Below are 6,344 nucleotides of genomic sequence, written 5' to 3' on the forward strand. Positions count from 1 at the left end.
TCTTCGAATGTACCTCGGGATGTCACGGCCGGCCGCGCTCGCGGCCGGCGCGGACTAGGTCGCGTCGGCCTTGCCGTTCCGCGAGAAAAACGTCTTGAGCCGCGTCAGAAGACCGGCGCCGCGCTTGTTGCGCTGGCCGAAACTCTGGGTCAGGCGATCAAGGATGATCGCCAGGATGACCACACCGAGCCCGCCTTCGAAGCCGATGCCCAGACGCAGCTGCTGAATGCCGGCCAGCACCGGATCGCCCAGGCCGCCGGCCCCGATCATCGAGGCGATGACGACCATGGACAGGGCCAGCATGATGGTCTGGTTGATCCCGGCCATGATCGACGGCAGCGCCAGCGGCAGTTCCACCTTGAACAGCAGCTGGGCGCCGTTGCAGCCGAACGCGCGTCCGGCCTCGACGTTCTCGACCGGCACCTGGCGGATGCCCAGATTCATCATCCGTACGCAGGGCGGCATGGCGAAGACGACGGTCGCGATGGTGCCCGGCACACGGCCGGTGCCGAAGAAGATCACCGCGGGGATCAGATAGACGAACGCCGGCAGGGTCTGCATGAAATCCAACACCGGACGCACGATCGCCTGCAGCGTATCGCTCTTGGCCATGATGATCCCGGTCGGCAGACCGACGCCGAGCGCGGCGAGCGTGGCTGCGATCACCAGCCCGAGCGTATCCATCGACGCCGGCCACAGATCCATGCTCATGATCACATACAGCGCGGCAAGCACGAAGAGTGCGAATCGCCAGCCGACGCGCCAGAGCGCCAGCGCCGCGAGCACGCCGAACACGACCGGCGCGGGCAGATAATTGAAGAACAGGGTCAGGTTGTCGGCGACGAAGCTGATCGTGGCCGCGACGGCGTCGAACAGCAGACCGAAATGCTCGCGCATGAAGTCGACGAGCGCTGTGAAGCCCTCGCCGATCTTCAGGTCGATCACGAATCGTTCCTGCAGCGACTGCCAGAAGGACGCGGTATCCGCGGAGAATCCAATCATGCCGCGCTCGCCTCCGTGCGATTCAGGGTATGGAGCAGCGTCGCGCGCGAGATGGTGCCGCAATAGCGGCCGTGTTCGTCGACCACCGGCACCGGCCAGGGGCATTCGGCGACCTGCGTCATGATCTCGGTGAGCGGCCTGTCGGCGGCCACGGGCTCGACGCCGGGCACGAACGCCTCCTCGATGGCACCCTCTTCGCGCCGCCCGAGCGCGTCAATGCGCTCCGTGAGCGACTCCACGCTCACCATGCCCTGGTAGCGACGCTCCCGATCATGGACGACCGCGACCGGGCGATCGTGTTCCTGCAGCCGCGACAGGGCGGCACGCAGGCTCACGCCGACGCGCTCGATGACCGTGATCTGATCACGCCGGGCGATGTCGGCGGCGGTGAAGACATGGGTGACGTCGACGCCGCGGAAGAACGACCGCACGTAGTCGTTGGCCGGCTCGCGCACGATCTCCTCGGGCGTGCCGACCTGCACCACTTCGCCGGCCTCCATGATGGCGATGCGATCGCCCACGCGCATGGCCTCGTCGAGGTCATGGGTGATGAAGACCACCGTGCGCGACTGCTCGGCCTGCAGCCGCAGCAGCTCGTCCTGCATCTCGGTGCGGATGAGCGGGTCGAGTGCGGAAAACGCCTCGTCCATGAGCAGGATGCCGGGGTCGACGGCCAGCGCCCGGGCGAGCCCGACGCGCTGCTTCATGCCGCCGGAGAGCTCGTCCGGAAAACTGTCGGCGTTGGCCTTGAGCCCGACCGCATCCAGCGCGTCGAGCGCCCGCTTCTCGCGCTCGCTGCTCGAGGTACCGGCCACGTTGAGCCCGAAGGCGGTGTTCTCGAGCACGGTCTGATGCGGCATCAGCGCGAACGACTGGAACACCATGCTGATTTCGCGGCGGCGCAGTTCAATCAGCTGACGCCGGGTCATCCGCGTGATGTCGCGGCCGTCGATGCGGATCGCGCCGGCGGTGGGCTCGATCAGCCGGTTGAGCATGCGGACCAGCGTCGACTTGCCGGACCCGGACAGGCCCATGACGACGAAGATCTCGCCCTCCTGGACCTCGAAACTGGCATCGGAGACACCGACCGTCATGCCGGTCTCGGCAAAGATCGTGTCCTTGCCTTCACCGCGTTCGATGCGCTCCAGCGCGCGCTTGGGATGCGCGCCGAAGACCTTGTATACGTGCTCGACCGAAAGTTTGGTGCTCAACCGGGCCCCCCGTGACGCCGGACGCGAAAACTGCCTCTAGCCTAACGCAGGTTTCATGCCGATGTCGCATCCCGGCCCCGCCCCCGGCGCGCGATGCGGATCGATCCGCTCAATCGAGCGCGCGCACCCAGAACGTCAGACGTTTCTCGGTCTCCGCCGCACAATCCACGTCCTGCCAGCGATAGACCGCGGTGATGTCATCGCGCCGGGTGTAGCCACGCCGACGCCAGAAGGGGTCCAGCGGCTGGTAGTCGGTCGGCCGCAGCGGGTGATCGACCGGGCGCTGCACTGCGCAGAAACAGGCATGATCGAAGCCACCGACGGCCCGGGCCCAGGCCTCGCGCTCATCGAAGAAGCGATGACCGAGCCCCCGTCCGCGATACCCCGACAGCAGCAGGGACTCGCCGAAATAGAACACCCGGGCCACGTCGAAACCGGCATCGGCCAGCGGCTGCCGGAACGCCGGTTCCTCGTCGGCCAGCGGCAGCGCGGTGGTGGCCCCGACTAGGGCAGCGTCGTCATAGACCATGAACGCGAGCGAACGCGGGGCGTTCACATAGGTCGCCAGATAGTCCCGCTCGTAGCCCACGTCGCCGTCGTAGAGATAAGGGAAATCGCGGAACACGCGAATTCGAAGCGCGGCCAGATCATCGACATACGGCGCGATCTCGTCGCCCGACCGCCGCAGAAACTCCAATGCCGCCATGCGCCCTCCGTTCGTGCATCGACCGCACCCATTAGAGCGTTCGCACGGCCCGCTCGGCAAGCGACCGTTCCGGGCGCCGACGGCCGGCCGCACCGTCGCCCGCCAAGAATTGCGAATCTGCACACCCGCCCCAGAGACAATGCGCCGCGATGGTGCAACACGCGTCAGCGCACAGCAGATGACGCCCCGGCGACGGCATGTTTCAGCCGGTCGGCTGCAGGCAAAGCCGAAGCGACCGACGGCAGTCCGACATCTAGCGCCAAGAGCGGCGAAGGCCTGGGCAGGAGGTCTTGAAAGAATCGACACCGCCGATCGCAGCACGAGGCCAACCGGCCTCCGGCGCTTGCGGAGCCGATCCGCTACGGGCGGGAAAGAATGGTGGCCGGAGGTGGAATCGAACCACCGACACTACGATTTTCAGTCGTATGCTCTACCAACTGAGCTATCCGGCCGGATCGAGACATCGATCGCGAGGAGCGCGTATTAAACCGGGCGCGGCCGGCGGCGTCAACCGCCGGCCCCGGCGCCGGGCCTACTGTTCCGGCGGCACGTAGTGCGTCTCTGCGGTCTGACCGCTGCCGAAGAAATATTCCTCGGTCTGCTCGGTGAGGAATTCGCGCGCCTTGGGATCGGCCAGATGCAGGCCGTATTCGTTGATCAGGCGTGTCTGCTCGGCCAGCCACTGCTGCCAGGCCTCCATCGAGACGTTGTCGTAGATGCGCTGGCCGAGATCGCCCGGCAGCGGCGGCCGCGGCAGGCCTTCGGCTTCCTTGTCGAGTTTGACGCAGTGGACGGTGTGGCTCATAGATTCAGTGTCTGTTGGGGCGCATCGAGGAGACGCGCGACCGGAGCCGGCAGCCCCGGTCGCGCATCGCGCGCAAACCATTCGAATTCGCCTTCCATGATACGGGCCGTGCCCCGCAGCTGCACACGACGCGCATGGATGAGCAGTTCGAAATGCGTGAAGGCGTGTCGCATCGGCTCGAGCGCCCCGGCGTCGCGGACTTCGATGCCGAAGCGCTCGCGGCAGAACGCGTGGACATCCCGCTCGGCGGGCTTTTCCGGCAGGCTCCAGAGGCCACCCCAGATGCCGGCCGGCGGGCGTTTCTCCAGCAGGACGCGGCCCGCCTCGTCGGCCACGACCAGCATCGTCGTCTCGCGCTGGGCCCGGGCGCTGCGCCGGCGCGGCGCGGGGATGCGATGCTGCAGGCTCCGTCGGTACGCCAGACAGCGATCGGCCAGCGGGCAGGCCGCACACTGGGGATTGCGCCGGGTGCACAGCGTCGCCCCCAGATCCATGATCGCCTGGGTGTAGTCGGTGACCCGCGTCTCCGGCGTATAGCGCTCGGCCAGGCGCCACAACGGCTTGTCGTAGGCGGCCGTGCCGGGAGTGGCCTCGATGGCGGCCAGACGCGCGATCACCCGCTTGGCGTTGCCGTCGAGGATGGGCGCCCAGATGCCGAACGCCTGGGCGACGATGGCCCCGGCCGTGGAGCGGCCGATACCGGGCAGCGCCATGAGCGATTCGACGCTGCGCGGAAAACGACCGTCGTACTCGGCCACGACACGACGCGCCGCCGCATGCAGATTGCGCGCCCGAGCGTAGTAACCAAGCCCGGCCCAGTGGGCCATGACGTCGTCGGCCTCCGCGGCGGCAAGCGCGTGGACGTCCGGAAACCGGGCCATGAAGGCGTTGAAGTAGTCGATGACGGTGGCGACCTGAGTCTGCTGCAGCATGATCTCGGCCACCCACACCCGATAGGCCGTGCGCGGATGCTGCCAGGGCAGATCGTGCCGCCCGTGCCGGTCGAACCAGGCCAGGATTTCGTCGGCGATGTGCTCCGGCGCGTCGTCAGTCATCGCCATTCACTGCCTGGTAATCGGCGCCCAGCCGCTCGATGGCCTCGGCCGTGGTCCGCGCCTGGGCACGAAGTTCGCGCGCGATCAGATACGGCCCGATCACCGGCGGCACCCAGAAGGCGGGCTCGATCTCGGCCCGGAACGCCATCCGCGTGCCCGCCTCGGCGGCCTCGAATCGCCAGTCGGCGTGCCCGGTCTCGAGATCGCCCGCATCGGACACCACCTGCATGTCGATGCGCGTCGGCGCGCGCTCCCGGTAGGTCATCACCTGCTCGATCGTCCGGCAGAAGAACGCCACGCACAAGCGCACATCGGAACGCAGGCGATCGTCGCCGAGGCGCTCGCTGCGCTCGATGCTGGGGTTGAATTCAGGCAGGCGCTCGTAGTCGGTCGCGGCCCGGAAGGCGATCCCCGGCGGGACGTTCAGCATGATCACGGCATCGACCGCGTAGCGGCCGGACTCGCGCGTCACGTCCATGCGTTGCACACTCGCGGCGACCGCGGACGGCGCCAGGCACCACAGCGCGATCGCCGCAGCCGCCCCGGCGACGGCGCGCGCGCATCCACCGCTAGCGCGACTCGTCCTGCGAATCGTCGCCCTCCTGTTCGTCCCCGCCGCCGAACAGGCTCTCGATGCCGCGCTGCAGGCGGCCGCCGAGCTCCTTGTCGCCGCCGGTGCGTTCCTCGATCTTTTCGCGCACCTTGTCGGAGAGTTTCGACTTCTCCTCGTTCAGCCGCTTCTCGGCCACGCCCTTGAGCGCGCCGGCCACGTCGAGACGATAATCCGGCGACAACAGACTGCCGCTCAGCCGGATCGGCACGGTCACGCCCGCAAGCCGCTCGAGCGTGCCGTCAGCGTCCTCCGGCACCTGGGCGTTGACCGTATAGTCCAGAGCGTTGTCGGCCAGATCGTAGCTGCCGGCGCCGGTGGCGTTGAGGACGCGCGTGACCAGATTGAGATCCTTGCCCGCCAGCACCCCGTCGTTGACGTTGAACTGGCCCGCGAAACGACTGAACGGCGTGCGCTTGTCGTCGCCGAGTGCTGCCGAATCCTCGCCGGCATCGTCGTCGCCGAGGCGGCTGCGCGCCGCGGCGATCAGATCGGCGAGGTTGAAGCCGTTGAAGGCACCGTCGCGCAGATCGAAGCCGAGACTGCCGTCGAGCGCCCGCTTCATCGCGGCGACCTGGCGGCCGGACGTGGTCAGATCGAGGCTCATGTTCGCGAGCGCGTCGACCCGCTCGGTACCCGCGACGTCGGCGAGCAGCGGCGCGAATCGCAGCCCGTTGAGGTTGCCGGCCAGGCTGTAGCGCGGCGTCTCGCGCGAGGCGTCGACCCGGGCGGTCACGCGGACATTGCCCTCGTAGAGTTCGGCCGTGAGCGGCTCGATGGTGAGCACGCCGTCGCGGGCGCGCACCGCCAGATCGGCGTTGGTGACGTGAATATTGGCCGCGGTCAGCGAATCGGCGGACAGTTTGCCGTCCAGGCGCAGATCCTCCAGCATCGACAGGTCGATCTCGGCGGCCTCCTGCTCCGCGCCCCCGCCGGTCTCGGCGGGGGGCCCCCT

Annotated in this window: 7 protein-coding genes and 1 tRNA gene; all 8 read right to left on the bottom strand. The window is 68.0% G+C overall.

Features of this window, described 5'->3' with window-relative positions; all coding sequences use genetic code 11:
• Positions 1-54: 54 nt before the first annotated feature.
• Entirely contained in the window at positions 55-1,002 is a 948-nt protein-coding gene (locus SAHL_RS11635) for an ABC transporter permease (RefSeq protein WP_123591589.1), read from the bottom strand.
• Entirely contained in the window at positions 999-2,213 is a 1,215-nt protein-coding gene (gene proV / locus SAHL_RS11640) for a glycine betaine/L-proline ABC transporter ATP-binding protein ProV (protein WP_123591590.1), read from the bottom strand. The genes SAHL_RS11635 and proV overlap by 4 nt, the downstream gene beginning before the upstream one ends.
• Positions 2,214-2,322: 109 nt before the next feature.
• Entirely contained in the window at positions 2,323-2,919 is a 597-nt protein-coding gene (locus SAHL_RS11645; RefSeq protein ID WP_123591591.1) for a GNAT family N-acetyltransferase, read from the bottom strand.
• A gap of 376 nt (positions 2,920-3,295) precedes the next feature.
• Positions 3,296-3,371: transfer RNA gene (locus SAHL_RS11650), tRNA-Phe, on the bottom strand.
• Positions 3,372-3,451: 80 nt separating this feature from the next.
• Positions 3,452-3,724, bottom strand: coding sequence for an oxidative damage protection protein (locus SAHL_RS11655; protein ID WP_123591592.1), 273 nt, complete (start codon positions 3,722-3,724; stop codon positions 3,452-3,454).
• A complete protein-coding gene (gene mutY / locus SAHL_RS11660; RefSeq protein WP_123591595.1) occupies positions 3,721-4,779 on the bottom strand; it encodes an A/G-specific adenine glycosylase in 1,059 nt (352 codons plus the stop codon). The genes SAHL_RS11655 and mutY overlap by 4 nt, the downstream gene beginning before the upstream one ends.
• Entirely contained in the window at positions 4,772-5,257 is a 486-nt protein-coding gene (locus SAHL_RS11665; protein WP_123591593.1) for an SRPBCC family protein, read from the bottom strand. The genes mutY and SAHL_RS11665 overlap by 8 nt, the downstream gene beginning before the upstream one ends.
• A 91-nt stretch (positions 5,258-5,348) precedes the next feature.
• Positions 5,349-6,344: AsmA family protein (locus SAHL_RS11670; RefSeq protein ID WP_148045560.1), on the bottom strand; the 996-nt coding region annotated here is incomplete at its 5' end.

It is taken from the genome of Salinisphaera orenii subsp. halophila YIM 95161 (genome assembly GCF_003732545.1).
Classification (GTDB): Bacteria; Pseudomonadota; Gammaproteobacteria; order Nevskiales; family Salinisphaeraceae; genus Salinisphaera; species Salinisphaera orenii_A.